Annotated in this window: 23 protein-coding genes; 13 read left to right on the top strand and 10 right to left on the bottom strand. The window is 71.7% G+C overall.

The window, feature by feature from the left end; translation table 11 throughout:
• Positions 1–160: 160 nt before the first annotated feature.
• Positions 161–1,459 (top strand): phosphoribosylamine--glycine ligase, encoded by a 1,299-nt coding sequence (gene purD, locus ABZ477_RS09385; RefSeq protein WP_360131388.1) that lies wholly within the window; start codon positions 161–163, stop codon positions 1,457–1,459.
• 282 nt (positions 1,460–1,741) lie between these two features.
• Here purD and ABZ477_RS09380 read toward each other — a convergent pair whose 3' ends face one another.
• A complete protein-coding gene (locus ABZ477_RS09380) occupies positions 1,742–2,644 on the bottom strand; it encodes a LysR family transcriptional regulator (protein WP_360131385.1) in 903 nt (300 codons plus the stop codon).
• 120 nt (positions 2,645–2,764) lie between these two features.
• On the opposite strand from ABZ477_RS09380, the gene ABZ477_RS09375 reads away from it, so the two are divergent.
• The 4 genes from ABZ477_RS09375 to ABZ477_RS09360 all read left to right on the top strand — a co-directional run bounded on the left by ABZ477_RS09375 (position 2,765) and on the right by ABZ477_RS09360 (position 9,454).
• The gene (locus ABZ477_RS09375) at positions 2,765–6,223 is read left to right on the top strand and encodes a bifunctional proline dehydrogenase/L-glutamate gamma-semialdehyde dehydrogenase (protein WP_360131382.1); all 3,459 of its coding nucleotides are present in this window, start codon (positions 2,765–2,767) and stop codon (positions 6,221–6,223) included.
• Positions 6,224–6,907: 684 nt separating this feature from the next.
• Positions 6,908–7,678 carry a DUF2306 domain-containing protein gene (locus tag ABZ477_RS09370; protein ID WP_360131379.1) on the top strand — a complete coding sequence of 257 codons (771 nt, stop codon included), beginning with the start codon at positions 6,908–6,910 and terminating at the stop codon, positions 7,676–7,678.
• 4 nt (positions 7,679–7,682) lie between these two features.
• Entirely contained in the window at positions 7,683–8,807 is a 1,125-nt protein-coding gene (locus ABZ477_RS09365; protein ID WP_360131376.1) for a histidine kinase, read from the top strand.
• A complete protein-coding gene (locus ABZ477_RS09360) occupies positions 8,804–9,454 on the top strand; it encodes a response regulator transcription factor (RefSeq protein ID WP_360131374.1) in 651 nt (216 codons plus the stop codon). The genes ABZ477_RS09365 and ABZ477_RS09360 overlap by 4 nt, the downstream gene beginning before the upstream one ends.
• An 89-nt stretch (positions 9,455–9,543) precedes the next feature.
• Here ABZ477_RS09360 and ABZ477_RS09355 read toward each other — a convergent pair whose 3' ends face one another.
• A complete protein-coding gene (locus tag ABZ477_RS09355) occupies positions 9,544–10,827 on the bottom strand; it encodes an AAA family ATPase (RefSeq protein WP_360131371.1) in 1,284 nt (427 codons plus the stop codon).
• Positions 10,828–10,925: 98 nt separating this feature from the next.
• Here ABZ477_RS09355 and ABZ477_RS09350 point away from each other — a divergent pair, with 98 nt between their 5' ends.
• The 4 genes from ABZ477_RS09350 (at position 10,926) to ABZ477_RS09335 (ending at position 14,816) form a co-directional block, all read left to right on the top strand.
• Positions 10,926–11,264, top strand: coding sequence for a TfoX/Sxy family protein (locus ABZ477_RS09350; protein WP_360131368.1), 339 nt, complete (start codon positions 10,926–10,928; stop codon positions 11,262–11,264).
• 128 nt (positions 11,265–11,392) lie between these two features.
• A complete protein-coding gene (locus tag ABZ477_RS09345; protein ID WP_360131365.1) occupies positions 11,393–12,331 on the top strand; it encodes a phosphoribosylaminoimidazolesuccinocarboxamide synthase in 939 nt (312 codons plus the stop codon).
• Positions 12,332–12,535: 204 nt separating this feature from the next.
• Positions 12,536–13,870 carry a solute carrier family 23 protein gene (locus tag ABZ477_RS09340; protein ID WP_360131362.1) on the top strand — a complete coding sequence of 445 codons (1,335 nt, stop codon included), beginning with the start codon at positions 12,536–12,538 and terminating at the stop codon, positions 13,868–13,870.
• 58 nt (positions 13,871–13,928) lie between these two features.
• Entirely contained in the window at positions 13,929–14,816 is an 888-nt protein-coding gene (locus ABZ477_RS09335; protein WP_360131359.1) for a VOC family protein, read from the top strand.
• Positions 14,817–14,820: 4 nt separating this feature from the next.
• Here the strand turns inward: ABZ477_RS09335 and ABZ477_RS09330 are convergent, their stop codons facing one another.
• The 6 genes from ABZ477_RS09330 to ABZ477_RS09305 form a co-directional block, all read right to left on the bottom strand.
• Complete coding sequence (locus ABZ477_RS09330; protein WP_360131356.1) at positions 14,821–15,117, bottom strand: SelT/SelW/SelH family protein; 297 nt, start codon at positions 15,115–15,117, stop codon at positions 14,821–14,823.
• A 386-nt stretch (positions 15,118–15,503) separates the two neighbouring features.
• Positions 15,504–16,517: a LacI family DNA-binding transcriptional regulator gene (locus ABZ477_RS09325; protein ID WP_360131353.1), complete on the bottom strand. Its 1,014-nt coding sequence runs from the start codon at positions 16,515–16,517 to the stop codon at positions 15,504–15,506.
• Between the two features lie 21 nt (positions 16,518–16,538).
• Positions 16,539–18,008, bottom strand: a complete 1,470-nt coding sequence (locus tag ABZ477_RS09320; protein ID WP_360131350.1) for a family 1 glycosylhydrolase — start codon at positions 18,006–18,008, stop codon at positions 16,539–16,541.
• Positions 18,009–18,091: 83 nt separating this feature from the next.
• Positions 18,092–19,006 carry a carbohydrate ABC transporter permease gene (locus ABZ477_RS09315; RefSeq protein ID WP_360131347.1) on the bottom strand — a complete coding sequence of 305 codons (915 nt, stop codon included), beginning with the start codon at positions 19,004–19,006 and terminating at the stop codon, positions 18,092–18,094.
• A complete protein-coding gene (locus ABZ477_RS09310; protein ID WP_360131344.1) occupies positions 19,003–20,049 on the bottom strand; it encodes a sugar ABC transporter permease in 1,047 nt (348 codons plus the stop codon). The genes ABZ477_RS09315 and ABZ477_RS09310 overlap by 4 nt, the downstream gene beginning before the upstream one ends.
• Before the next feature lie 79 nt (positions 20,050–20,128).
• Positions 20,129–21,391, bottom strand: coding sequence for an ABC transporter substrate-binding protein (locus ABZ477_RS09305; protein ID WP_360131341.1), 1,263 nt, complete (start codon positions 21,389–21,391; stop codon positions 20,129–20,131).
• Between the two features lie 345 nt (positions 21,392–21,736).
• On the opposite strand from ABZ477_RS09305, the gene purS reads away from it, so the two are divergent.
• Positions 21,737–21,985 carry a phosphoribosylformylglycinamidine synthase subunit PurS gene (gene purS / locus ABZ477_RS09300; RefSeq protein ID WP_360131338.1) on the top strand — a complete coding sequence of 83 codons (249 nt, stop codon included), beginning with the start codon at positions 21,737–21,739 and terminating at the stop codon, positions 21,983–21,985.
• Positions 21,982–22,689: a phosphoribosylformylglycinamidine synthase subunit PurQ gene (gene purQ, locus ABZ477_RS09295; RefSeq protein ID WP_360131335.1), complete on the top strand. Its 708-nt coding sequence runs from the start codon at positions 21,982–21,984 to the stop codon at positions 22,687–22,689. The genes purS and purQ overlap by 4 nt, the downstream gene beginning before the upstream one ends.
• A 150-nt stretch (positions 22,690–22,839) precedes the next feature.
• Here the strand turns inward: purQ and ABZ477_RS09290 are convergent, their stop codons facing one another.
• Complete coding sequence (locus ABZ477_RS09290; protein ID WP_360131973.1) at positions 22,840–23,271, bottom strand: DUF1761 domain-containing protein; 432 nt, start codon at positions 23,269–23,271, stop codon at positions 22,840–22,842.
• 111 nt (positions 23,272–23,382) lie between these two features.
• Here ABZ477_RS09290 and ABZ477_RS09285 point away from each other — a divergent pair, with 111 nt between their 5' ends.
• On the top strand, positions 23,383–24,312 hold the full coding sequence (locus tag ABZ477_RS09285) for a 2-hydroxyacid dehydrogenase (RefSeq protein ID WP_360131332.1): 930 nt from the start codon (positions 23,383–23,385) through the stop codon (positions 24,310–24,312).
• Between the two features lie 178 nt (positions 24,313–24,490).
• Here ABZ477_RS09285 and ABZ477_RS09280 read toward each other — a convergent pair whose 3' ends face one another.
• Positions 24,491–25,063 carry an NTP transferase domain-containing protein gene (locus ABZ477_RS09280; protein WP_360131330.1) on the bottom strand — a complete coding sequence of 191 codons (573 nt, stop codon included), beginning with the start codon at positions 25,061–25,063 and terminating at the stop codon, positions 24,491–24,493.
• 50 nt (positions 25,064–25,113) lie between these two features.
• Here ABZ477_RS09280 and ABZ477_RS09275 point away from each other — a divergent pair, with 50 nt between their 5' ends.
• Positions 25,114–26,229, top strand: coding sequence for an XdhC family protein (locus ABZ477_RS09275; RefSeq protein WP_360131327.1), 1,116 nt, complete (start codon positions 25,114–25,116; stop codon positions 26,227–26,229).
• Positions 26,230–26,235 lie beyond the last annotated feature (6 nt).

The raw sequence follows: 26,235 nt of genomic DNA, 5'->3' as shown, positions 1-26,235 counted from the left end.
CGGTACGTCCGTCTCGGCCGCAGGTCCGTTCGCAACTCAGGCTCGTTGCGTCGCGCGAGCCGCCGATCGCCGGAATCGCGGGGCCCTGCGGGGGCGTTGCCCGCATCCAGCCTGAATTCCGGACGAAGGTCGGGGATCGAGGCGTCGGTAGGCTGGGCGGGTGCGAATCCTGGTCCTCGGCTCCGGTGCTCGCGAGCACGCCATCATCCTCGCTCTGCAGTCGGAGGAGGCCGGCCACGAGATCTTCGCGGCCCCCGGCAACGCCGGCATCGCGCGCGACGCGACCATCGTCGACCTCGACGCGAACAGCCCGGGCGCCGTCACCGACCACGCCAACGAGCACGCGATCGACCTCGTCGTGATCGGCCCAGAGGCTCCGCTCGTCGCGGGCGTCGCGGACGCCCTGCGCGAGCGCGGCATCCCCGTCTTCGGCCCCGGCAAGGCGGCGGCGCAGCTCGAGGGGTCCAAGGCCTTCGCGAAGCGGATCATGGAGGCGGCGGGCGTTCCGACCGGTCGCGCCGTCCACGCGTACACGCGCGCCGAGGTCGAGGCCGCGATCGACGAGTTCGGAGCCCCGCACGTCGTGAAGGCCGACGGGCTCGCTGCGGGCAAGGGCGTCATCGTGACGGAGGACCGCGAGGCGGCCCTCGCCCACGCCGACGCGTACCTGCCCGCAGGCCCCGTGCTCGTGGAGGAGTTCCTCTCCGGCCCCGAGGTGTCGCTCTTCTTCCTGAGCGACGGCGACCACGTGCTGCCGCTCAGCCCCGCGCAGGACTTCAAGCGCCTCCGCGACGGCGACGCGGGGCCCAATACGGGCGGCATGGGCGCGTACTCCCCTCTCCCCTGGCTCGGCGAGCACGTGCCGGCGCAGGCGGTCGAGGGCGAGTCGGCCGATCCCGAGGACGCGTTCGTCGACCTCGTGACGCGCGAGATCGCGGAGCCCGTCATCCATCAGCTCGACTCCGAGGGAACCCCCTTCATCGGCCTCCTCTACGCGGGCCTGATCCTCACGCCGCAGGGCGTCAAGGTCATCGAGTTCAACGCCCGGTTCGGCGACCCCGAGACGCAGGTCGTGCTCCCGCGGCTCATCGACCCGCTGTCGGAGCTGCTGCTGGCAGCGGCGTCCGGTCACCTCGAGGACCACGCCCGCCCCGCCTTCGCAGGTGCCGCTGCGGTGACGGTGGTCCTTGCGTCCGAGGGGTATCCGGAGGCTCCCGTCACTGGGCGCCCGCTCTCGGGACTGGATGCCGCGTCCGCCGTCGACGGCGTGCACCTCGCGCACGCGGCCACGGCTGTCGCGGGTGACGGGCTGGTCGCAACGGGCGGGCGCGTGCTCAATGTGGTCGGGCTCGGCACGACCTTCACGGAGGCGCGCGACCGCGCCTACCGCGCCCTCGCCGAGATCGGCCTCGAGGGCGGCCAGTACCGCACCGACATCGCGGCCCGCGTCACGGACTGACCCTCGGTCGTCGGGCCGCTCGGGCGTTTCGTCTCGGTCGCTTCGCTCCTCGCTCAACGACCTGGCCGGGTCGGGCTGGGCTCCATCCCCGGGCGTTGAGGGAGCGAAGCGAGACGAGAGGCTCGGGCCCGTCGAGGCCTGTGCCTGCGGTTCGTCTCCGTGCAACGCGCCCTTCCGCGCGCCAGACCCGACGTTCGACGGAGACGAACACGAAGAACGGGATGCCCCGGCACGGGGTTCACCGAGACGCGCGAGAGCGGCAGCGACAGCGGCGGCCGGGCCTCAGCGGGCGGTGAGCTCGGCGGCGACCTGGGAAAGGACCCGGCGGAACACCGCGACGGCGGGGAACTCGCTCCCGGCCTCCCGCGCCGATGTGAAGACCGTGCGGCGGGGGCTTGCCGGCAGATCGATGAGGCGGCATCCCGTCGGCTCGGCGCCCCACCAGATGAGGTCCGGAAGGAACGCGACGGCGTTGCCCGTCTCGACGAGCCGCACGTGCGCCTGCAGGTCGGCCGTCTCGAAGCGCACATCGGGCTCGAACCCCGCGACACGGCACTGCTGTTCGGCGTAGTGGCGGGATGCCGCTCCCCTCGGCTCCATGACCCAGGGGAGGTCTCGGGCACCGGCGACGGAGGTGATCGCGCCGTGCTCCCGCGCCGAGACGGCGAGGCGGATGGCGTCGGTCGTGAGCGACTGCCGGTCCAGCCCGGGGTGGTGCGGCGCATCGTGGGCGGGGTAGTGCTCCGCGACGACGAGGTCGAAGTCGCGCAGCCACGTCTCGTGCAGCGCCGTCTCGGGCTCGCGCTGGACGAGCTCGACGCGGACCTCCGGTGCGACGGTCCGCATCGCCTCGAGGGCCGCCGGCATGAGCGCGAGCATCGCGGATTGGAAGACCGCCGCGCGCACCGTTCCCACGACGTCCTCGCCCGACGTCCGCAGCTCGGTCTCGGCGAGCTCCATGACGTCGAGGAGGTCGGCGGTGCGGGCGGCGAGGCGCTCTGCGGCTGGGGTCAGGCGAAGGCCGCGCCCCGACTTGCGCAGCAGCTCGACGCCCGCCTCGCGCTCGAGCTGCGCGAGGTGCTGCGACACGGCGGACGGGCTGTACGACGCCGCCTCCGCGACGGCGGCGATCGTCCCGCGCAGGTGCAGCTCGCGCAGGAGGCGCAGCTTCTTGAGGTCCAGCATCCGGAACCGCCGATCATTAAGTGATTGTGAAGAGAATACGGAAGAAAGCGTCGCTTTTCTTTCACGGATGTCGAGCGGACACTGGAAGCACACCTGTGTGACCTTTTCCGGAGGAGACCTGTGACGACGCCCGTCCTTCCCGACATCGCGCCCGAGAGCGCTCCGCACCTCGCCGACGAGACGATCGCGCTCGTCCATCGGTGGCTCGAGGAGGCGTCGACCATCCCCGCGAGCGTCGCAGCGCAGCGCCTCGCGGGGGTCCTGAGCGACCCTGCGGGCCTCGAGTTCACGACGGGATTCGTGGACGGCGTCGTCCGCCCCGAGGACACGCGTGTCGCCGCGGGTGCGCTGAACCGCGTCGCGCCTCTCGTCCCCGGGTTCCTGCCCGCCCCGCTGCGCGGAGCCGTCCGCCTGGGTGGTGTCATGGCTCCCGTCGCGCCGGGCGTCGTCGTGCCGATCGCCCGCACCGTTCTGCGCCGCATGGTGGGCCACCTCATCGCCGACGCGCGCGACGAGAAGCTCGGCAAGGCGATCCACGCCCTCAAGCGCGACGGCGTGCGCCTGAACATCAACCTGCTGGGCGAGGCCGTGCTCGGCGCGGGCGAGGCCCAGCGCCGGCTCGAGGGCACCGCACGGCTGCTCGGACGGGACGACGTCGACTACGTCTCGGTCAAGGTGTCGGCCATGGTGGGCCCGCACTCGGCGTGGGGCTTCGACGAGGCCGTCGAGGCGATCGTCGAGCGCCTGACCCCGCTGTTCCGCCTCGCGGCGTCGTCGCCGACCCCCAAGTTCATCAACCTGGACATGGAGGAGTACCGCGACCTCGACCTCACGATGGCCGTCTTCACGCAGATCCTCGGCCAGTCCGAGTTCGAGAAGCTCGAGGCCGGCATCGTGCTGCAGGCGTACCTGCCGGACTCGTTCGCGGCGATGATCCGGCTCCAGGAGTGGGCCGCGGCCCGCCGCGCGCGTGGCGGCGCCGGCATCAAGGTGCGCCTCGTCAAGGGCGCGAACCTGTCGATGGAGCGGGTGGATGCCGAGATCCACGGCTGGCCCCTCGCGACGTGGTCGACGAAGCAGGAGAGCGACACCCACTACAAGCGCATCCTCGACTACGCCCTCGAGCCGGACCGCATCGAGAACGTGCGCCTGGGCATCGCCGGTCACAACCTCTTCGACATCGCCCACTCCTGGCTGCTCGCGAAGGAGCGCGGAGTCACGGCGGGCGTCGAGTACGAAATGCTCCTCGGCATGGCCGAGTCGATCGCCGAGGTCGTGCGACGCGAGGTCGGCGGGCTCCTCCTCTACACGCCGGTCGTGCACCCGCGCGAGTTCGACGTCGCGATCGCGTACCTGATCCGCCGCCTCGAAGAGGGCGCCTCGAGCGACAACTTCATGTCTGCGCTGTTCGAGCTCGACTCGAACCCGGCGATGCTCCAGCGTGAGACCGACCGCTTCCTCGCGTCGCTGCGCGCGCTGGATGACAGCATCCCGCCGTCCCACCGCGTGCAGAACCGCGCCCTCGCGCCGGCGCCGCACCCCGGCAAGGGCTTCGCCAACACGCCCGACACCGACCCGGCCGTCACGGCGAACCGCGCGTGGGGCCTGGACATCCTGTCGCGCGTGCCGGGCTCGCAGCTCGGCGTCGCGACCGCCGACGCGGCGGTGCTGACGGATGCCGCAGCCGTCGACGCGGCACTCGACACCGCACGCGCGGCCGCCGCCGAGTGGCAGGCGCTCGGCGCCGACGCGCGCGCCGCGATCCTGCACCGCGCGGGAGAGGTGCTCGAGGCGCGCCGCGCCGACCTGCTCGAGGTCATGGCGTCGGAGGCGGGCAAGACCATCGACCAGGCCGACCCCGAGGCGTCCGAGGCGATCGACTTCGCGCACTACTACGCCGAACGCGGCCGTGAGCTCGACCAGGTCGACGGCGCTGACTTCACACCCGCCGACGTCACGCTCGTGACGCCGCCGTGGAACTTCCCCGTCGCGATCCCGGCGGGGTCCACGCTCGCGGCGCTCGCGTCGGGCTCGGCCGTGGTCATCAAGCCGGCACGCCAGGCGCGGCGCTGCGGTGCGGTCATGGTCGAGGCGCTGTGGGAGGCGGGCGTCCCGAAGGACGTCCTGCAGCTCGTCCAGCTGAGCGACTCGTCGCTCGGCGAGCGCCTCGTCGCATCGCCCGCCGTCGATCAGGTCATCCTCACGGGCGGGTACGAGACGGCCGAGCTGTTCCGCGGCTTCCGCCAGGACCTCCGCCTCCTCGGCGAGACGAGCGGCAAGAACGCGATCATCGTGACGCCGAGCGCCGACCTCGACCTCGCGGTCAAGGACGTCGTGCACTCGGCATTCGGGCACGCGGGCCAGAAGTGCTCCGCGGCATCCCTCGTCATCCTCGTGGGCTCGGTCGCGCAGTCGCGCCGCTTCCGCACGCAGCTCGTCGACGCCGTGCGGTCGCTGCACGTCGCGCTGCCGACCGACCCGACCGCGCAGGTGGGACCCGTCATCGCGCCCCCCTCGGGCAAGCTCCTCGAGGGGCTCACGACGCTCGGCGAGGGCGAGTCGTGGCTCATCGAGCCGCGCGCGCTCCCCTCGGCCGCTGAGTCTGTCGAAGCGTCGAAGCTCTGGACGCCGGGCGTCCGCGACGGCGTGCGCCGCGGCTCGGAGTACCACCTCACGGAGTACTTCGGCCCCATCCTCGGCATCATCACGGCCGCGACCCTCGACGAGGCGATCGCGATCCAGAGCGAGGTCGACTACGGCCTGACGGCGGGCCTGCACTCGCTCGACGCGGCCGAGGTGCGGCAGTGGCTCGCCTCCGTGCAGGCGGGCAACCTCTACGTCAACCGCGGGATCACGGGTGCCATCGTGCAGCGCCAGCCCTTCGGCGGCTGGAAGAAGTCGGTCGTCGGCGCGGGCTTCAAGGCCGGCGGCCCCAACTACCTCGCGGGCCTCGGCCGCTGGACCGACGCGCCGGTGCGGGATGCTGTCGCCACCCGACCCTCGCCGGCCGACGCGATCGTCGCCGCCGCTTCGCCGTCGCTCTCGGAGGACGAGGGAGCCTGGCTGACGGAGGCCGTGGCATCCGATTCCGCCGCCTGGTCGGAGGAGTTCGGCGCGTTGCGCGACCGCTCGGGCCTCGCGGCCGAGCGGAACGTCTTCCGGTACCTGCCGGCCGAGACGCAGATCCGCGCGGAGGCGGGCGTCCGCCTCGCCGAGATCGTCCGGGTCGCGGCCGCGGCCGTCCGGGCCGGCGCCACGGTGCGTCTGTCGGTCGCCGAGGCGCTGCCGGCGCCCGTCGCAGCCGAGATCCGCAGGAGCGGCATCCCGGTCGCCGTGGAGGATGCCGAGACGGCCCACGCGCGCCTCGCGGCGCTGCCCCGGCCCCGTGTGCGCCTGCTGGGCGCCCCGGCGGCGGTGCTCGACCGCGCTGCGGCGGGTCGCCCCGACATCGCCGTGTTCGACGGCCCCGTCACGCGGGCGGGTCGCATCGAGCTGCTGCCCTTCGTGCACGAGCAGGCCGTGAGCATCACGGCGCACCGCTTCGGCAACCCGGACGCACTGGCCTCCTGGGTCCTGTGACCTGCGCGCGGCGTTCCCGGAGGGGCGGACGCCGCGCGCACTCCCAATGTCCGGCCTGAGGGTGTGGACCCGGGACTTCGGGGCGCGCCGGGTACGGTCCCCCAGCAGGTCGAGGGGTCGCACCGGTGAGACGCCCCTGAGGCGTTGTGCCCGATCGGAGGTCCCGCACCGCGTGCGGCACCTCCCCACCGCCACAACTCCTCCCGAGCGGGACGGTCCCCGGGCCCGTCGAGGGGTCACCCGTCCCTCTTCCCGGCGGTGCCCACGTCCCGTGTCACAGTTCCGGCGACCTGGCGCGGCGCCGAGTCGCGAGTAGTGAGACACGTTCGGTCGGCGGGGCTGTCGCGGACGATCTGCTGATCGAGGCCGCCGCGCGCTCAGCCGGGTGGTGCCGAGCCACTCGGGACGTCGCGCTCGAGTTCGACGCTCGCCAAGCCCAGCGATCGAGGGCGGGTCAGCCCCGGGACGGCCGCCGAGCCGGCCGGGCCTTCCCGAGGCGTGTGCCCGTTCGGAGGTCCCACACCGCGTGCGGCACCTTCCCACGGCCACAACTCCTCCCGAGCGGCACGGTCCCCGGGCCCGTCGAGGGTCCGAAGCCACGCGCGCCGGGATCGGCCGATCGGCCGAGGAAGTCGAGCCGAGAGGCCGATGCGGCGCGGCATCCCGAATCGGGAGCATGGCCGCATGACGATCACCGCCGCCCCGCCCCGCACCTCGAGGCGCCGCACCGAATGGCTCGCCCCCGCCGGGCTCATCGCGCTGAGCCTCGTCCCGATGATCGCGGGAGCCTCCCGTCTGACGCAGCTCACGACCGGCGCGACCGTGACCGAGGACAATGCGCGGTTCTTCGACTCGCCCGTGCCCGTCGTCGTGCACATCGTGGGCTCGAGCCTGTTCCTCCTGCTCGGCGCGCTGCAGTTCGCGCCGTCGCTGCGCCGCCGGCGGTGGCACCGGACCTCGGGTCGCATCGTCGCGCCCGCCGGCCTGGCCTCGGCCCTGTCGGCACTGTGGATGACGCTGTTCTACGACCTCCCGGCATCCGTCACGGGGCCCGGCCTGTCCGCGATCCGGATCGTGCTCGCCGTCGCGATGGCCGCCGCCATCGTCTACGCCTTCCTCGCGATCCGGCGCGGCGACGTCCCGACCCACAGCGCCTGGATGACGCGCGCGTACGCGATCGGGCTCGGCGCGGGCACGCAGGTCCTCACGTTCCTCGCGTTCACTCTGCTCATCGGCACGCCGAGCCCCGTCATGCACACCGTCCTCATGGCCGCGGGATGGGCCCTCAACCTCGCCGTCGCCGAGGTCGTCATCCGCCGCCGCGCACGGGCGGGCGCCCGTCCCGCGAGCCGGGGTGCCGCCGCGAGCCGGGGTGCCGCCGCGAGCCGGGGTGCCGCCGCGAGCCGGGGTGCCGCCGCGAGCCGGGGTGCCGCCGCGAGTGCGCACCTATCATGAGGGCATGACGAGCCCGGTCCGCGCGCTCTGGGACGCTCCCGCGGCATCGCCTGCGCCCCCTCGCCGGGTCTGGCGGGATTGGGTGCTCGTCGGCGTCGTCCCCATGCTCGCGGTGGTCGAGGCATCCCTTCGCCCCGAGGTCCCGTGGCGCTGGCTCTGGGCCGTCGTGCTGGCGGTGCTCGCGGTCACCCTGCTGTGGCGACGTCAGCGACCCCTCACGATGCTGGCATCCGCCTTCACGATCGGCACGGCCGTGAGCCTCGCGACGGGCGGCGACCCGCAGTTCTACACGACGGCCTATTTCCTGATCCTGCTCTACGCCGTGTTCCGCTGGGGGTCCGGGCGGGCCATCGTGCTCGGCGGCGCGCTCGTCGCGATCGGCATCGTCCTGACGTTCGTGTCGGGATCCCCCACCCCGGCCGACGTCATCGGCGGCGTCGCCGTCGCGGTCACGACTGCGACGCTCGGCATCGCCCTCCGCTGGCGCAGTTCCGCGCGCGCCCGGGAGCTCGAGCGCGTGCGCCTCGTCGAGCGCGAGCAGCTCGCGCGCGACCTCCACGACACCGTCGCCCACCACGTCTCGGCGATCGCGATCCAGGCGCAGGCGGGCGCGACCGTCGCGGCGACGGACCCGGATGCCACGGCCGACGTCCTGCGGACGATCGAGGGCGAGGCATCCCGGACTCTTCGCGAGATGCGGGCGATGGTCGGCGTCCTGCGGACCACCGACGCCGCCGAGCTCGCACCGACACCCGGACTCGCCGACATCAGGACGCTCGAGCGGACGGATGCCCCGGCCGTCGGCGTGCGGATCGAGGGCGACGCCGGCCTCGTGCCTCCCGCCGTCGCGGCGGCGGCGTTCCGGCTCGCTCAGGAGGCCGTGACGAACGCGCGGCGGCACGCGCGCAACGCGACGCAGGTCGACGTCGACGTCAGGGTCGGCACCGAGGGCGTGCGACTGCGGGTCCACGACGACGGCGCACCTGCCGGCGCGGCGAGCCCCGGCTTCGGCATCCGCGGAATGCGCGAACGCGCCGCACTGCTCGGCGGCTCCTGCGAGGCGGGGCCGGACGCCGCAGGAGGCTGGACGGTCGAGGCGCTGCTGCCACGGAAGGCCTGGACGACGTGACGGTGCGCGTCCTCATCGCGGACGATCAGGACCTCGTGCGCACGGGCCTGCGGATGATCCTCGACGCACAGCCGGACATCGAGGTCGTCGGTGAGGCGGCGGACGGTGCGCAGGCGGTCGCGCTGGCGCACAGCATCCGGCCGGACGTGTGCCTCGTCGACATCCGGATGCCGGCCCTCGACGGTCTCGGAGCGACGCGCGCGCTCGCGGGCCCGGGTGTGGCCGATCCGATCCCGGTCGTGGTCATCACGACGTTCGATCTCGACGAGTACGTCTACGCGGCGCTGCGGGCGGGAGCGCGGGGCTTCCTGCTGAAGGATGCCGGCGCCACGATGCTCGCGGAGGCGGTGCGCGCCGCGGCACGAGGCGACGCGCTCATCGACCCGACCGTGACGGTGCGGCTCATCGAGGCGTTCTCGGGAACGCCGCGCGAGGCCGTCGTGCAGCCCTCGAGCCCGCTGACCGATCGCGAGGAGGCGGTGCTCGAAGCGGTCTCCCGCGGCCTCGGCAACACCGAGATCGGGACGGAGCTGCACATCTCGCTCAGCACCGTGAAGACGCATCTCGCGAGCATCATGGCCAAGCTCGGCGCCCGCAACCGCGTCGAGCTCGCGATCTGGGCGCACGAGCGCGGCCGGGGTCGTTAGAGCCGGGCCCGCCGACCGCGCTCGAGTTCACGCCTCGACAGGCTCGGCGACGGGGTGGAGCCGATCCGAGGCACCGTCACGCATCGAGGTCAGAGCCGCGCGAACGAGTCGATGTCGTCGACGAACTCGCCCGCGGTCTCGTCCGACACGGTCGCGCGGGTCGCGCCGAGAGCCTCGAGGTAGTCGGACGTCGCGAGCGCCTCGCCCTCGGCACCGCTCGGGTCTCGCAGCGCCTGGGCCAGTGCGCTCTGCGACGCACGCCGGGCGGCGTACTCGATGTCGGCCGGCGTGAGCCCCGCGCTCGCCTCGACGAGCCGGTCGAAGGCGACCGTCGCGGCCACGTCGGCCGGGACGTACCGGGTCCAGATCGCACGCCGGGCCTCGGCGTCCGGCAGCCCGATCGGGATGACGTAGTCGAAGCGCCCGTGGCGGAGGAATGCGGCGTCCAGCGAGCGCACGAAGTTCGTCGCGCAGATGAGGAGCCGGCCCTCGCGTTCGCGGAACTCGGCGACGAGCTTGAGCAGCTCGTTCGTCACGCCCTGCGTCGGCGACGGCGGATCGCCGCGGCGACGGGAGGCGATCTCCTCGACCTCGTCGATGAAGACGACGGCGTGCTCGAGTTCGCCGATGCTCTCGAACGTGGCGCGCAGGCCCGCGGCCATGCCCTTCGGCGAATCGCCGAGGCGTGACGGGAAGACCTCGACGAACGGCCAGTCCAGGCGCGATGCCACCGCCTTGGCGAAGGTCGTCTTGCCGGTGCCGGGCGGGCCGAAGAGCATGACGGCGCGGGGCGGTACGACGCCGAACCGCTCGGCGAGGTCGGGACGCGCGAGCGGGGTGACGAGCCGCTCCTCGAGCAGGTCCTTCTCGTGCCGCATGCCGGCGACGGCCTCCCACAGGTGCCTCGGCATGATGCGGCCGCCGACCTCCTTGAGCAGATCGAGCTCGCGCCGCTGCACGGGCATCTGACGCTCGAGGTAGCGCAGGCGGTGCTGCAGGCCGAACCCGTTCTGCGTCAGCGCGTCCAGGCCCCCGCCGTCGCCCGCGACGAGCACCGACAGCTTCGACAGGCCGAGCGTCGCCATGCGCCGCTCGAGGGCGTCCAGCAGCGCGGCCCCCACCTGGTTCGCGGCATCCTGCTCGATGGTCCCGAAGAAGACGATCCAGCCCTGTGCGTGAGCCGCACGGCCGACCGCGGCGCCGACGATCCGGTCGCCGCGCACCGCGACGACGGCGTGGTCCGCCTGGCACGAGGCGATGACCTCGGCGAGGGAGTAGACGGGCGTCGTCACGGCATCGTGGACGGCCTCCCACAGCCGCACGATCCCGTCGAGATCGTCGTCGTGGAAGTCCCGGATGTGCGTTCGGCTCATGCCGATCACGATACGAGCCGTCGCGATGCCGTGCGCGGGTTGTGACGCTCCCGCTGGTCCGATACCGGATGTCGCTCCCCGCGACTACCGTGAGCCCCATGAAGGACGACGCCGAGCGCGAACGGGCTTTCGCGATCTTCGATCCGCTCGCCGAGGAGTACCTCACGCGGGACGGCGTCGACATCGGCGCGATGTTCGGGAGCGAGGGACTGCGGATTCGCGGCAAGGTCTTCGCCTTCGTCGGCTTCGCAGGGGGCCTCGTCGTCAAGGTGCCCGAGGCGCGCGCCGACGAGATCGAGGCGTCGGGAGTCGCCTCCCGCATGGAGATGCGCGGCCGCCCCGCGCGCGAGTGGCTCGTCGTGCCGACCTCGGCCGCCGAGAACTGGGGCCCGCTCATGGCCGAGGCCTTCGCCTACCTCGACGAGATCACCCCGTAGCCGGCCTGCCGCGGCGGGCCGAGTCTCGACCCCTCGACACGCTCCGGGATCGTGGCGCGGCGGCTCTCGTTCAACCCCCCGACACGCGCGGGGATCGGCCACGGGTCCGCGCCCGGGATAATGGCCAGGTGACATCCCCCCTCGAGCTTCCCGGCTGGCGGCACGTCTACTCCGGCAAGGTCCGCGACCTCTACGTCCCCGAGGACGGCGGAGACCGCATGCTCGTCGTCGCGAGCGACCGCGTGAGCGCCTTCGACCACGTCCTCTCCCCCGGTATCCCCGAAAAGGGCGTGCTGCTGACGACCCTCAGCCTGTGGTGGTTCGACCGGCTCGCCGGCGGCGACGGCGGGCGCAGCATCCCGAATCACCTCGCCGCGTCCGCGGTGCTGACGGACGGCCCCGACGGCGGGCCGAACACCCCGGACGACCTGCAGCCGCTCATCCCCGAAGCCGTCCGCGGGCGCGCGATGGTCGTGCGGAGCCTCGAGATGCTCCCGGTCGAGTGCGTCGTGCGCGGATACCTCACGGGCTCCGGCTGGGCGGAGTACCGGGCGCAGGGCACGGTGTGCGGCATCCCGCTTCCCGAGGGCCTGAGCGACGGCGACCGGCTGCCGGAGCCGCTCTTCACGCCCGCCTACAAGGCGCCCATGGGCGAGCACGACGAGAACATCTCGTTCGAGCAGACCGTCGAGCTCGTCGGCGCCGACCGTGCGGCGCAGCTGCGCGACCTGTCGCTCGAGATCTACGCGCGCGCGGCCCGGACCGCCGAGGCGCACGGCCTGATCCTCGCCGACACCAAGTTCGAGTTCGGCGTCGACGGCGCGGGCGTCCTGACGCTCGCCGACGAAGTGCTCACGAGCGACTCGTCACGGTACTGGGATGCCAAGGCCTGGCGCACCGGGACGACCCCGGCCGAGCGCATGGCGAGCTTCGACAAGCAGATCGTCCGCGACTGGCTCGCCGCGAAGTGGGACAAGAACGGGACGCCGCCCGAGCTCCCGCCCGAGATCGTGGAGCGCACGGCTGCGCGCTACCGCGAGCTGCTCGAGCTGCTGACCTCGGCCTGACGTCCGCGGCGGGCGCTGGGCTGCCGCGCCGTGACGTCGCAGATGACCGCGACGCCACAGCATCCCCGCCCCTCCGTCCTGCGATGCGGCGATCTCGACATCACGGCGCAAGACGGATGCTGCCGCGCCGCGGGGTCGCCCCGCTCCCAGCGAACTCCCAGGTATCGTGAAGCGATCCCAGCTCGACACCTCGAGGAGTCCGCCATGCCCACCTGGTCTCTGCACGGCAACGGCCGCACCGTCGCACCCGGCAAGGTGGTGAAGCCGGACGAGCGCCTGAGCTGGGGCCTGACCGTCGCGGTCGGCGTGCAGCACGTGGTCGCGATGTTCGGCGCGACGTTCCTCGTGCCGGTGCTCACCGGCTTCCCCGTGAGCACCACGCTGCTGTTCTCCGGCGTGGGCACGATCCTGTTCCTCCTCATCACCCGCAATAAGCTGCCGAGCTACCTCGGCTCGTCGTTCGCGTTCATCGCGCCCGTCACCGCGGCGACGGCCATCGCGGGCACGGGGTCCGCGCTCGCGGGAATCGTTGCGGTCGGCATCCTGCTCGCTGCGATCGGCTTCGTGGTGCAGTTCGCCGGCATGGGCTGGATCGACAAGCTCATGCCGCCCGTCGTCGCCGGTGCGATCGTGGCGCTCATCGGCTTCAACCTCGCGCCCGTCGCGTGGGACAACTTCCAGCAGCAGCCGCTCACCGGCACCATCACGCTCGTCGCCGTCATCCTCTTCAGCGTCCTGTTCCGCGGGTTCCTGGGCCGCATCTCGATCGTGCTCGGCGTCATCGTCGGCTACATCGCGGCCACGATCGCCGGCGAGATCGACTACTCGGCGGTCGAGGAGGCCGCGTGGATCGGGCTGCCGACCTTCCAGTTCCCCGACTTCGTGTCGCCCGGCACCTGGTCTGTCATCGCGATGTTCCTGCCCGTCGTGCTCGTCCTCATCGCCGAGAACGTCGGCCACGTGCGCGGGGTCGCGACGATGACGGACCCTTCCGTCAACCAGCACACCGGCCGGGCGCTCATCGCCGACGGCGTCGCGACGACCGTCGCCGGCTTCTTCGGCGGCTCGGGCACGACGACCTACGGCGAGAACATCGGCGTCATGGCCGCGACGCGCGTCTACTCGACCGCCGCGTACTGGGTCGCGGGCGCCACGGCGATCCTCCTGAGCCTCTCCCCCAAGATCGGCGCCGTGTTCAACTCGGTGCCGCCCGGAGTGCTCGGCGGCGTGACGACAGCCCTCTACGGGCTCATCGGCATCATCGGCATCAAGATCTGGGTCGACAACCGCGTCGACTTCTCTCGCCCCGTCAACCAGTACACCGGCGCGGTCGCGCTCGTCATGGCGATCGCGGGCTTCTCGATCCAGTGGGGCGACTTCCAGCTCGGCGCGATCGTCATCGCAGCCGGCGCGGCGCTGCTGATCTATCACCTCGGCAACGCGATCGCCCGCTGGCGCAAGACCGGAGCCGACGACGGCGGCCCCATCCCCGCCGTCGGCCCGCTGGGCGGCGACCCGCAGGGCATCGACGTCCGCTGACGATCTCCTCCGCGCCGACGAGGGAAGAACGGCGGATGCTGTCGCGTTGTGTATTCACATGCATGAAGTGACCGCAACCTCGGGCGAACGGCTCGCCGCCGACACCGCGATGGGCGCCGTGACGCTGCTCGTCGGCGACCTCGACGGCATGACGCGGTACTACCGCGACGTCGTGACGCTCGACGTGCTCAGTGCGGAGGGCGACACGGTCGAGCTGGGCCGGGCCGGCCGACCCGTCGTCGTGCTCCGCCACGAGCCCGCCCTGCGCGCTGCGACGCCCGGCTCGGCGGGGCTGTTCCACACGGCGATCCTCTTCCAGACGCAGGAGGCACTCGCGGCCGCCCTCTACTCCGTCGCGCGGAACGCCCCGGGCACGTTCACGGGCAGCGCCGACCACCTCGTGAGCCAGGCGTTCTACTTCACCGACCCCGAGGGCAACGGCATCGAGCTCTACTGGGACCGCGCCCGGACGGCGTGGTCGTGGACGCACGGCCGGGTCGAGATGGACACGCTGTTCCTCGACCCGAACGGCTTCCTGCAGGAGCACCTCACCGAGCGCGCGCTGGCGGGCGACACGGCGGGGGACGCGGCATCCGTCGGTCACGTCCATCTGTCTGTCGGGGATGTCGCGACCGCCCGCGCCTTCTACGTCGATGCGCTCGGGTTCGACGAGACGGCGGCGCTCGGCAGCCAGGCCGTCTTCGTGAGCGCCGGCGGATACCACCACCACATGGCGATGAACGTGTGGAACTCGCGCGGCGCCGGCCCGCGCATGCCCGCCCTGGGACTCGGCCGCGTCGACCTCGCCCTGCCCGACGGCGACGCGCTCGGAGCGCTCGAGGAGCGCCTGCGCCACCACGGCTTCGCCGTGCGCGACGACGGCCGGACGCTCGCCTTCGACGACCCGTGGAACAACGCGATCCTCGCGACCTCGCCGGGACGCTGAGGCGTCAGGTCCGGGGACGCGCCGCGCGATCGGCGTGACCGAGCGCGCGGCCGGGTGCTATGCGGTCCCGGACGCGGCGCTTGAGCTCGACGATGTCGGGAAACCCGCCGTCGGCGGTGCGCGACCACACGCGCTCGTCGTCGGCGTAGACCTCGAAGATCCCTCCGGTGCCCGGCACGAGCGTCGCGCCGCCGCCGGTGAGCTCGTCCTGGAAGGTCGTGAGCAGCTCCTGCGCGACCCACGCAGCGCGCAGCATCCAGGCGCACTGCGTGCAGTACACCACCCGCACGTGATGGCTCATCGGGGGGCCTCCGGCGTCGGCGTCATGACGCCATTGTGCCCCGAGTGGCATGGGCGTCGGAGAATCGGCCGGACCGCAACCCGACGCCCGTGCAGACGCGGTCGCCGAGCCTGTCGAGGCGTCGAACGTGCACCCGGGGTTCTCGTCGGCTCGGGTTCGACCCCTCGACGAGCTCGGGGAACGTACCTCAGGTAGGAGCGCGGACCCGGGATCGACCCCTCGACGAGCTCGGGGAACGTACCTCAGGTAGGAGCGCGGGCTCGGGATCGACCCCTCGACGAGCTCGGGGAACGTACCTCAGGTAGGAGCGCGGACTCGGGTTCGACCCCTCGACACGCTCGGGGATCGGGTCGCTGGTGGCGCGGATCCCGGCCGCCCGCAGACCGTCAGACGGAGTCGCGGACGATGAGCTCCGTGTCGAGGATCGTGACGTGGCGGGGGCTTCCTCCCGCGAGGATGTCGAGCAGCGTGCTGGCCATGACCTCGCCCTGCTGGAACGAGGGCTGGCGCATCGTCGTGAGCTGCGGCGTGACGGACGTCGCGACGGGCGAGTCGTCGAACCCGATGATCGCGACGTCCTCCGGGACGCGCAGGCCCGCGGCCGCGAGGACCGACAGCGCACCCCGCGCCATGAGGTCGCTCGCGACGAAGAGCCCGTCCGGCACGGGGCCGCGCTCGAGCATGCGCCGCATCGCGTCGGCTCCGCCGTCGGCCGTGAAGCCGCCCTCCTCGACGGGTCCCTCCTCGAGCCCGGCCGCCGCGAGAGCCTGCCGGAACCCCTCCAGGCGGTCGACGCCCGCGGGCATCGTCAGTGGTCCGGTGATCGTGCCGATGCGGCGGTGACCCCGCTCGATCAGGTGGGTGACAGCATCCCGCCCCCCGCTCACGTTGTCGACGTCGACGTAGTAGTCGCGCTCGCGCTCGCGGACGGGCCGGCCGCCGTAGACGACGGGGACGGCGGCGGCGATGCGGTCGATGAACGTGTCGCTCGTGTGGTGCGACACGATGATGGCGCCGTCGACGGCTCCGCTGCGCAGATAGCTCGTCGTCTTGTCGCCCGGGTCGTCGCTCGCGATGAAGAGGTTCAGGACGTAGTCCGACCGCGTGAGCCGCGCGTTGATGCCGGACACGATCGCCGCGAAGAACGGGTCGCCGAAGAACCGCGTCGTGTCCTCGGGCACGACGAGCGCGATCGCCTGCGTCTGACGGCTCGCCAGCGACCGCGCCGCGCGATTGGGCACGTAGTGCAGATCGGCGATGGCGCGCTGCACCGACTCGAGCGCACTCGGGCTCACCGAGGTCGAGCCGTTGACGACGCGAGAGACGGTGGACCGCGAGACCCCCGCGGCGGCGGCGACCTCCTCGATCGTGATGGGCCCGTGCCGCGCTTCAGTGCTCATACGACCAGCTCCCCCCGGAGGCTACAGGCGGGCTTCGGAAAGCTCCGCGTCGATCGCCCGTGCGGCGATGATTCGAGCGTATTCCCGTCCGCTGTCCTTCAGCGCACGCTCCTGCGTCTCGTAGTCGACGCGGACGATGCCGAACCGCTTCTCATAACCCCAGGCCCACTCGAAGTTGTCGAGCATCGACCAGTAGAAGTAGCCGCGGACGTCCACGCCCTGCTCGATCGCGTCGAGGATCGCCCCGACGTGGCCCCGGAGGAAGTCGGCGCGCTCGCGGTCGTGGACGCGCGTCTCGCCGTCCTCGACGACGGGCTCGTCGTCGTAGGCCGCGCCGTTCTCGGTGACGTACAGGACGGTGCCGGCCGGTGCGGCGTACTCGTCCGACACCCGCTTGAGCAGCGTCGTGAGGCCCTCCGGCTGCACCTCCCAGTGCATCGACGTGCGGGGCAGACCTCGGTCGTACCAGTGGACGCCTTCCGAGACGGGGTACGGCGAGCGTCCGGGTCGATCTGTCGGCGCGTCGCCTCCCGTCGGGGGGTTGGGGGACGGCGTGCCGCCCACGAGCTCCCCGTGGTAGTAGTTCACGCCGAGCGCGTCGATGCGGGTCGCGATGGCCTCGAGGTCGCCCGGGCGGATGGCGCTCTCGAGCGCCGCGATCGCGTCGGGGTCGACGGCGCGGATGTCCTCGACGATGTCGGCCGGGTAGGCGCCCAGGAACACCGGGTCGAGGAACCAGCGGTTGAACTGGCCGTCGATGAGCCGCGCGGCTTCGCGGTCCTCGGGCTTGGACGGGTCGGCGGGTTCGGCCACCGTCAGGTTGAGCGTGATGCCGAGGTCGAGCGAGGCATCCCGCTCGCGGAGCGCGCGCACAGCCTGGCCGTGTCCGAGCAGGAGGTGGTGGGACGCGAGGAGGCCCTCCTCGACGCTGTAGTGGCCGGGGGCGTGCAGGCCCGCGGTGTAGCTGAGGAACGACGAGCACCACGGCTCGTTGAGCGTCGTCCAGACCTTGACGCGGTCGCCGAGCGCGTCGTGCATGTCGAGCGCGTATTCCGTGAACAGGTCGGCGGTGTCGCGGTCGGCCCAGCCGCCCTTGTCCTGGAGCGCCTGCGGCAGGTCCCAGTGGTAGAGCGTCAGCCACGGCAGGATGTCGGCGCCGAGCAGCTCGTCGACGAGGCGCTTGTAGAAGTCGACGCCCTTGGGGTTCAGCGCACCGCCGTCGGGCCGCACGCGCGACCACGACGTCGAGAAGCGGTACGTCTGCAGGCCCATGCTCTTCATGAGCGCGACGTCCTCGGGGTACCGGTGGTAGTGGTCGCACGCGACATCGCCGTTGTCGGCGTTGATGACGGCGCCCGGCACTCGGCAGAACGCATCCCAGATGGAGGCGCGGCGGCCGTCTTCGAGCGCGGCGCCCTCGATCTGGAACGCGGCGGTGGCCGCGCCGAAGAGGAAGTCGGTCGGGAAGGAGCGAGCGTCGGTCTCAGTCATGGGCTGGGGGTCCTTGTTCACAGAGGTGTCGTTTTCCGGCGTTGCGCCGTGCGCCGCGAGCGGCGAGGAGGTGGTCAGCGACGTCATCCCTTGACCGCACCTGCCATGATGCCGCTCACGAGCTGCTTGCCGGCGAAGATGAAGAGCAGGAGCAGCGGGATCGTCGCGAGCACGACGCCGGCGAGCACGACGGAGTAGTCGACGAAGTAGTTCGACTGCAGGAGCGAGAGCGCGACCGGGAGCGTCGGGTTCTGCCGGTCGAGCACGATGAACGGCCAGAAGAAGTTGTTCCACGCGCCCACGAAGGTGAAGAGGAACAGCATCGCGGCGGCCGGACGGGCGGCGGTGACGCCGACGGTCCAGAACGTGCGGATCATGGATGCCCCGTCCACGCGCGCGGCTTCGATCAGCTCGTCCGGCACGGCCTGGCGCAGGTACTGCGTCATCCAGAACACGCCGAACGCGCTTGTGATGGCCGGCAGGATGATGGCACCGATCTGACCCGTCCAGCCGAGGTCGGAGAAGAGGATGTACAGCGGGACGACGCCGAGCTGCGCCGGCACGGCAAGTGTCGCGACGACGAAGACGAGCAGGGCCGGGCCACCGTGGAACTTCAGCTTCGCGAACGCCCAGCCGGCCAGTGTCGATGTGATGACGACGGCCGCCGCGATGAGGGCGGAGCTGTAGATCGAGTTCCACAGCGCCGGCCAGAAGTTGACGGCCTCGTTGCCCGCGACAGCGGCGACGTTGGCGAAGAAGTTCGCGCCGGGCACCCAGCCGAACGGGCGGCGCAGGCTCGAAGCATCCCCCGACCCGATGATGAACGACCAGTACAGCGGGAAGATGCCGACGAGGAAGACGACCGTGAGGATCAGGTACGTCCAGAAGGTCGGCCGCGAGCCGCGGATCCGCGTGGCACGGCGCTCATTGCGGAGGCGCTTCGGCTCGTTCGGGATGCTCTCGACGATCGCGACGGGCGGCGGTGCACTGAGGCTCATGCCGACACCTCCTTCTTGGCCTGCTTGGCGAGTTCTTTCTGCTGACGTTTCGTGAGCTCCGAGCGCAGCCCCTCGTCACGGACGAAGGTGCGGGTCAGGAGCAGGTTGACGACACCGACGAGGACGATGATCAGGAAGAGGATCCAGGCCATCGCGGCCGCGCGGCCGAAGTTCCACTGGCCCCAGCCGATGTCGTAGAGATAGAGCGCAATCGTGAGCCACTGCTGGCCCGCGCCGCCGCGGCCGAACTGGTCGTAGACGCGCGGCTCGTCGAAGATCTGGAGGCCGCCGATCGTCGCGGTGATGATGACGAAGATGAGTGTCGGCTTGAGGGAGGGCAGCGTGATCGAGAAGAACTGGCGGACGGGTCCGGCGCCGTCGACGGTCGCAGCTTCGTAGTAGTCACGGTTCACGGCCTGCATGGCCGCCAGCAGGATCAGCGTGTTGTAGCCGGTCCAGCGGTAGTTCACCATGGTCGCGATCGCGACGTGGCTCCAGAAGGGGTCCTTGTGCCACGGGATGCCGGGCAGCCCGAGGTTGCCCAGCCACGTGTTCACGAGTCCGAAGTTGTCGGCGAAGATCGCCGTGAAGATGAGGCCGACCGCGACAGGCGCGACGACGAAGGGGAGCAGGACGCTCATGCGCCAGAACGTCTTGGCGCGGAGGTTGCGGTCGAGCACTGCGGCGATGAAGAGGGCCGCGATCAGCTGCGGAATCGTCGACAGCAGGAAGATGCTGAACGTATTGCGCAGCGCCGTCCAGAAGTGGGGCTGCGTGAGGATCCAGATGTACTGGTCGAAGCCGACGAACGTCCCGGAGTTGCGGACGAGATCCCAGTCCATGAACGAGATCACGGCCGTGTAGCCGATCGGGAAGAGCCCGACGAGAGCGAAGAGGATGAAGAACGGCGAGATGTAGAGGTAGGGCGAGATCCTCAGATCCCACTTGCTCAGTCGCTGCGAGAACGAGAGCACGCGGGGCTGGCGGGGCGGCAGATCGGATGCCTCGGCCCGCGCCGCGGGGCGCGAATCTGTGGTGGTCACTTGACGTCCTTCGGGAAGAGGTCGGGTATGGCGGGGGTGCGGAGCGCTTGCGCGCCCCGCACCCCGGTGAGGGCGGGCCTTAGAAGGCCGAGACCTCGGTCACCCAGGTGTTCCAGCTGGTCTCCTGGTCCTCGAGACCGTCGAAGACGCGGGTCACAGCGTTCTGGAGAGCGTCGTGGTACTGGAAGTACTTCGGGCCCTTGTACGGCGCGACCGTGATCGCGTTCGCCCGGTTGGTGAGGATCTCACCGGTCGGGGCACCCTGGAAGTAGTCGTTCGTCGCCGCCGCGAGCTCGTCGCTCTCGAGGGCCTCGATCTGGCTCGGGAACGTGCCGGCGTTGGCGAACGCCTTCATCTGCGTCTCAGGCGAGGTCAGCCACGCGGCGAGCTTCGCCGCAGCCTCGGTGTTGGCGCCGTTGGCCGGCACGACGAGGTACGAGCCGCCCCAGTTGCCGCCGCCGCCGGGGAACGCGTCGGCGATGTCCCAGTCGGTCGTGTCAGGCGCGTTGCCCGAGATCACGCCGAGCATCCAGCCGGGGCACAGCATGGCGGCGAACTCGCCGCTCGCGAGCGATGCGAACCAGTCCTCGCTCCACTGGCCCGAGTAGGCCGCGATCGGGACAGCCTTCTCGACGACCGTGTCGTACGCCTCGCGGACGTCGGGGTTCTCGGTCGCGACGATCGTGCCGTCCTCTTCCTCGTACGTGATCTCGATCTGGTTGACGAGACCCTGCAGCACGGCGTTCGCCGAGTCGATGAAGGGCTTGCCGGTGGCCTCCTTGTACTGGGCGCCGACCTCGAAGAAGTCGTCCCACGTCGTGAAGAGCCCGGCGACCTCGGCACGGTCGGTCGGGAGCCCTGCCGCCTCGAAGAGGTCCTTGCGGTAGCAGATGCCCTGCGGGCCGATGTCGGTGCCGTAGGCGACCAGGTTGCCGTTGGCGTCGGTGGCCGACGCCTCCTTCCAGTCGAGCCAGCGGCCCTTGACGTCGTCACCGGCAGGCGCGAGCAGGTCGGCGTACTGCATCATCTCGGCGAACCAGTCGATCTCGACCGCCTCGACGTCGGCGAGGCCTTCCTTGCCGAGCTTCTGGAAGAAGTTCGCGCGGGCGTCGTTCGACGTCGCGGCCTTGTTGTGGACGACCTCGATGCCGGTCTCCTCGGTGAACTCTGCGAGCAGCTCGTCCGTGTAGCCGAAGTCGTTGAACGTCGCGAGGGTCAGCTCGGTGGGCTCGTCCGAAGTCGCTTCGGGCGTTCCGCCCTGGCTGCAGCCGGCGAGGACGATGGCCGACGCGGAGACTGCTGCGACGGCGGTCAGGGTCCGCCGGAACGCGTGTGAACTCACGGTCACTCCTTTGTGTTTTCTGGTGTTGCGGTGCGGGTACAGGGCATGGAACAGGTGCCCCCAGAGGATGCGAGGAGGCTTTGCGTGGGAGCGCTCTCACATCTGTCACGGGACGTTACGGGAGCGCTCCCATGGATGTCAAGGGAGCGCTCCCACGGTTTGGTCACGGTTCGGTCACGACCGGATCACGGTGCTCGGCGACATGCGGGGAAGGGCGGGCGGCGACGGGCCGTAGACTGGAGTGGCACACCCTCCCGCGACATCCGGCGTCTCGAGTCCTCGTTGCGCCCGTCGCCCCCTGACCGACAGCTGCGGCCCGCAGGCGGCCGCCAGGAGGATCCCCCAATGCCCACCATCGTCGTCGACGTCATGCCCAAGGCCGAGCTCCTGGACCCGCAGGGGAAGGCCGTCGCCGGCGCCTTCACCCGTCTGGGGATCGAAGGCTTCAACGGCGTCCGCATCGGCAAGCGCTTCGAGCTCGCCGTCGAGGGCGAGGTCGACGAGGCCCTCCTCGAGACCGTCCGCCAGGTCGCGGACGACGTCCTGTCGAACTCGGTGATCGAGGACGTCGTGGGCATCGAGGTGGTCGAGTGACCGCCCGCATCGGCGTCATCACCTTCCCCGGCTCGCTCGACGACCGCGACGCGCAGCGCGCGATCCGCGTGGCCGGCGGCGAGCCCGTCGCCCTGTGGCACGGCGACCACGACCTCCAGGGGGTCGACGCCCTCGTGCTACCCGGCGGCTTCAGCTACGGCGACTACCTGCGGGCGGGCGCCATCGCGGCCCTCGCGCCGATCATGTCGGAGGTGAAGGATGCCGCGGCCAAGGGCATGCCGATCCTCGGCATCTGCAACGGCTTCCAGGTGCTCGTCGAGGCCCACCTCCTCCCCGGCGGCCTGATCCGCAACGCGCACCAGCAGTTCATCTGCCGCGACCAGCGCCTGCGCGTCGAGAACGCCTCGACGGCGTGGACGAGCGACTTCACCGAGGGCCAGGAGATCGTCATCCCCCTCAAGAACGGCGACGGCGGCTACATCGCCGACGACGAGACGCGCAAGCGCGTCGAGGGCGAGGGCCTCATCGCCTTCCGCTACGTCGGGATCAACCCGAACGGCTCCGTCGACGACATCGCGGGCCTCACCAACGAGCGCGGCAACGTCGTGGGCCTCATGCCCCACCCCGAGCACGCGGTCGAGCCGGGCTTCGGCCCCGACACCGCGGCCGCGATGCGCTCGGGCGTCGACGGCCTGTCGTTCTTCACGTCGGCCATCGCGGCCGTCGTCGGCGCGGCGGCGTAGCGCGACAGCATCCCGTCTCGCCTCTCGGCTCGGCCCCTCCCGTCGAGGGTTCGGGCGCGTGGGGCCCGAATTCAGGCGTATCGGCCGAGATCAGGACGTTGGATCGATCCGATCGCCTGATTCTGCAGAATCGCCTGATTTCGGATCGGGTCAGACGGTGCCGGCCGGCGGCCAGACGCCGATGATGAGCGCCATGACGAGCACCGTCACGAGCTCGTGCGCGATGTTCATCGTCGTGAGTGCGGCGGGGCGGCCCTCGAACGCGTCGTGCGTGATGAACCTGGCCGCGGTGAAGCCGGCCCACAGCGTTGCGGCCGTGACGACCGCGCCCCACAGCCAGCTGCCGCCGTAGAAGTGCCACGCGATGGCGGCGGCTCCGGCGAGCACCCATGCCGTCACGAAGCTCACGACGACCGTCACGATGATCGGCACCACGGCGCTCGCCCCGGGGCGATCCATGTCGACGTTCGCGAGCTTCGCCCACCGCGTGCCGAACACCTTCGGCGTGTACCAGATCGATCCGACGACCATGCTCGACGCCGTCGCGATGAGCACGGCCCAGTAGTTGATCTCGGGAACCAGCATCGTCGCCTCCTCTGCGGCCGCGTCCCGGGCTGGGTGGTCCGCTGGGTGGAGGCTATCGCCGGCCCGCGACGGGCGTCCGGAGCCGCGCCGCGCCGCTAGCGTTGAGGCGTGACCGACAGCATCCGCCCGCTCATCGTCTCAGTGCCGACCGAAGAGCTCGTCCGCGACATCCACCCTCTTCCCGAGGGCGTGGAGGTGGTCGTGTGGCCGATGGACGATCCGAGCCCGCGTGATGCGTTCGACCTCGTGGTGCCGCCGTACATGAAGATGGCAACGGTCCTCGAGCGGCTCGAGGGCGTGCGTGTCGGCCTCGTGCAGAGCCAGTCCATCGGGTACGAGGGCGTCGAGGACGTGCTGCCCGAGGGCCTGCGCTTCGCCAACGCGGCCTCGGTGCACGAGACGTCGACGGCCGAGCTCGCCGTCGCCCTCACGCTCGCCTCGCAGCGGCGGGTCGACGCCTTCGCTGTCGACACGGCGAACGGGCGCTGGTCTCCGGTCTTCGCCGAGAGCCTGGCCGACCGGCGCATCCTGCTCCTCGGCTACGGCGGTGTGGGCAAGGCGATCGCGGCACGCCTGTCCGGTTTCGAAGTCGAGTTCACGCCCGTAGCGAGCCGCACGCGCGAAGAGGACGGGATGCTGGTCCGCGCCGTCGGCGAGCTGCCCGAGCTGCTCCCCCGCACCGACATCGTCATCGTGTCGCTGCCGGGCGGCGACGCGACGCGGCACATCGTGGACGACGCGTTCCTCGCCGCCCTCCCCGACGGGGCGCTCGTCGTCAACGTCGGCCGCGGCCCGCTCATCGACACGGATGCGCTCGTCGACCACGTCGAGCGTGGCCGCATCCGCGCCGCGCTCGACGTCACCGACCCCGAGCCGCTCCCGGAGGGGCACCCGCTGTGGGGGCTGCCGGGCGTGCTGATCTCGCCGCACGTCGGCGGCGCGTCCAGCGCGATGCGCCCGCGGATCGCCCGGCTCGTCCGCAGCCAGATCGAGCGGCTTGCGCGGGGCGAGGAGCCCGAGAACGTCGTGATCGGCTGACGCGCGGCTGCCCGGTCGGTGAGCGAGCGGAGCGAGACGAAACGCCTCCGACGCGGCGCGCACGCCGGGCTCGAGCGTTTCGTCTCGGGCGCCTTCGGCGGCCTCGCTCAACGACCGGGCACCTCGATCCTCTTCCGGCCCGTCGACGAGCCCGGGGACCGGGTGAGCGCGGCCCGGATCAGCGGGTGTCGATGTCGGCGCCGGACCAGAGGTCGGCGCACTCGACCTCGAGCGCGCCCTGCGCGACGAGGTAGGCGCGGGCGCCGCGGTCACCTGACAGGGTCGCCAGGAGCGGCTCGACGTGGTCGGCGCCGATCAGGACGGGATGCCCCGGCACGCCCCGATACACGGCCTGCACGACCGCCGCGCGGCCGCCGGTACCTGCGGCGAGCACCCGGCGCACAGCGGCGGCGGGCATGGCTGGGGTGTCGACGGGCACGATGGCGACAGCATCCGTCCCCTCGATGCTCGCGGCGCGCAGCCCCGAGCGGAGCGTCGCGCTGAGTCCCTCTGCCCAGTCCGGCACCTCGACGATCTCGGCATCCTCCGGCACGAGAAGTCGCGCCTCGACCGCGGCAGCGCCGAGCGCGACGACGACGCGGCGGCAGTCGGCATCCGTCAGGGCCTGCACGGCACGGGCCACCCAGGGCGTTCCGTCGGGCAGTCGGGCGAGCGCCTTCGGGCCGCCGAAGCGCGTGCCGGCGCCCGCGGCGAGCACGAGCCCAGAGGCGACCGGGGCGGCTTCGCTCATGGTCACGACAGCGTAGCGCGCAGGAAACACGTCGGGCGTAGCGTGACTGCATGCTCGAGTTGGCAGGCGAAGTGCTCCCCGTCCTGGCGGCGGGCGAGCACGTCGCAGTCGTCACGGTGATCCGGGTCGCGCGCAGCGCGCCGCGCGGTGTCGGCGCGTCGATGGCGGTCACGCGCGACGGGCGGGTCATCGGGTCGATCTCGGGCGGATGCGTCGAGTCCGAGGCCGTCGCGCTCGCCCTCGCCGTCCTCGCGACGGGATCGACCCGCACGGCGAGCTTCGGCTTCAGCGACGAGACCGCGCACGCAGCGGGGCTCGCGTGCGGCGGCTCCGTCGACGTCGTGGGCTACCGCCTCTCGCCGGCGGACGCCGCCGCCCGCGCGGCGCTCGAGGCCGCGGCATCCGATCTCCCCGTCACGATCGCACTCGACGTCGCGGGCGATCCGCGCGTCCGCATCGTCGCGCCTGGCGGCGATCCCGCTTCGCCCGTCGGACAGCCCGTCGGACACGCCGTCGCGTACCGCGAGAGCGTCCTGACGGCGGACGGCGTGCTCGTGCTCTCGCACGCGCCGCGTCCGCGGCTCATCATCCTCGGCGCGGGCGAGCACGCCGCGGCGCTGTGCCGCGTCGGCTCGGCGGCGGGCTTCGCGGTCTCGGTGTGCGATGTGTGGGAGCTCATGGCGACACCCGAGCGCTTCCCCGAGGCCGACGAGGTCGTCGTCGCCCTGCCGCACGAATACCTCGCGGCGCTCGACCCCGAGACCCTCGACGCACGCACGGCGGTCTGCATCCTGACGCACGACGAGCGGATCGACGTGCCGGCGATCCGGGCCGCCCTCGCGCTGCCCGTCGGCTTCGTCGGAGCGATGGGTGCGCGCTCGACGGTCGCGCATCGCGCCGCGCTCCTGCGCGAGGCCGGGGTCGACGACGTGACGCAGGCTCGCCTGCACTCCCCCCTGGGACTCGACGTCGGCGGTGCGGCTCCGCTCGAGTCGGCCGTGTCGGTCGTCGCCGAGATCGTCGCCTCGCGCCACGGCGGGTCCGGCCTGCCGCTGCGCGAGACGGCGGGACCGCTGCACCGCCGCAACGAGATCCCGGACATTCCCCCAGCGGCATACTGCTCGACATCCCAGAACCCGCAGACCACGACGACGCCCCGACGCTGACCGAGA

It is taken from the genome of Microbacterium sp. NPDC019599 (assembly GCF_040632175.1).
Classification (GTDB): Bacteria; Actinomycetota; Actinomycetes; order Actinomycetales; family Microbacteriaceae; genus Microbacterium.
Note: the sequence above shows the minus strand (reverse complement) of the source record. Positions and strands in the feature narration are given on the sequence as shown.

Bases quoted from the DNA above. Each gene is read 5' to 3' on its own strand.
- ABZ477_RS09275 (WP_360131327.1), top strand. From the start codon at position 25,114: ATGCTCGAGTTGGCAGGCGAAGTGCTCCCCGTCCTGGCGGCGGGCGAG.
- ABZ477_RS09325 (WP_360131353.1), bottom strand. From the start codon at position 16,517: ATGAGCACTGAAGCGCGGCACGGGCCCATCACGATCGAGGAGGTCGCC.
- ABZ477_RS09330 (WP_360131356.1), bottom strand. From the start codon at position 15,117: ATGAGCCATCACGTGCGGGTGGTGTACTGCACGCAGTGCGCCTGGATG.
- ABZ477_RS09370 (WP_360131379.1), top strand. From the start codon at position 6,908: ATGACGATCACCGCCGCCCCGCCCCGCACCTCGAGGCGCCGCACCGAA.
- ABZ477_RS09340 (WP_360131362.1), top strand. From the start codon at position 12,536: ATGCCCACCTGGTCTCTGCACGGCAACGGCCGCACCGTCGCACCCGGC.
- ABZ477_RS09315 (WP_360131347.1), bottom strand. From the start codon at position 19,006: ATGAGCCTCAGTGCACCGCCGCCCGTCGCGATCGTCGAGAGCATCCCG.
- ABZ477_RS09280 (WP_360131330.1), bottom strand. From the start codon at position 25,063: ATGAGCGAAGCCGCCCCGGTCGCCTCTGGGCTCGTGCTCGCCGCGGGC.
- ABZ477_RS09355 (WP_360131371.1), bottom strand. From the start codon at position 10,827: ATGAGCCGAACGCACATCCGGGACTTCCACGACGACGATCTCGACGGG.
- ABZ477_RS09320 (WP_360131350.1), bottom strand. From the start codon at position 18,008: ATGACTGAGACCGACGCTCGCTCCTTCCCGACCGACTTCCTCTTCGGC.
- ABZ477_RS09350 (WP_360131368.1), top strand. From the start codon at position 10,926: ATGAAGGACGACGCCGAGCGCGAACGGGCTTTCGCGATCTTCGATCCG.
- ABZ477_RS09335 (WP_360131359.1), top strand. From the start codon at position 13,929: ATGCATGAAGTGACCGCAACCTCGGGCGAACGGCTCGCCGCCGACACC.
- ABZ477_RS09365 (WP_360131376.1), top strand. From the start codon at position 7,683: ATGACGAGCCCGGTCCGCGCGCTCTGGGACGCTCCCGCGGCATCGCCT.
- ABZ477_RS09380 (WP_360131385.1), bottom strand. From the start codon at position 2,644: ATGCTGGACCTCAAGAAGCTGCGCCTCCTGCGCGAGCTGCACCTGCGC.
- purS (WP_360131338.1), top strand. From the start codon at position 21,737: ATGCCCACCATCGTCGTCGACGTCATGCCCAAGGCCGAGCTCCTGGAC.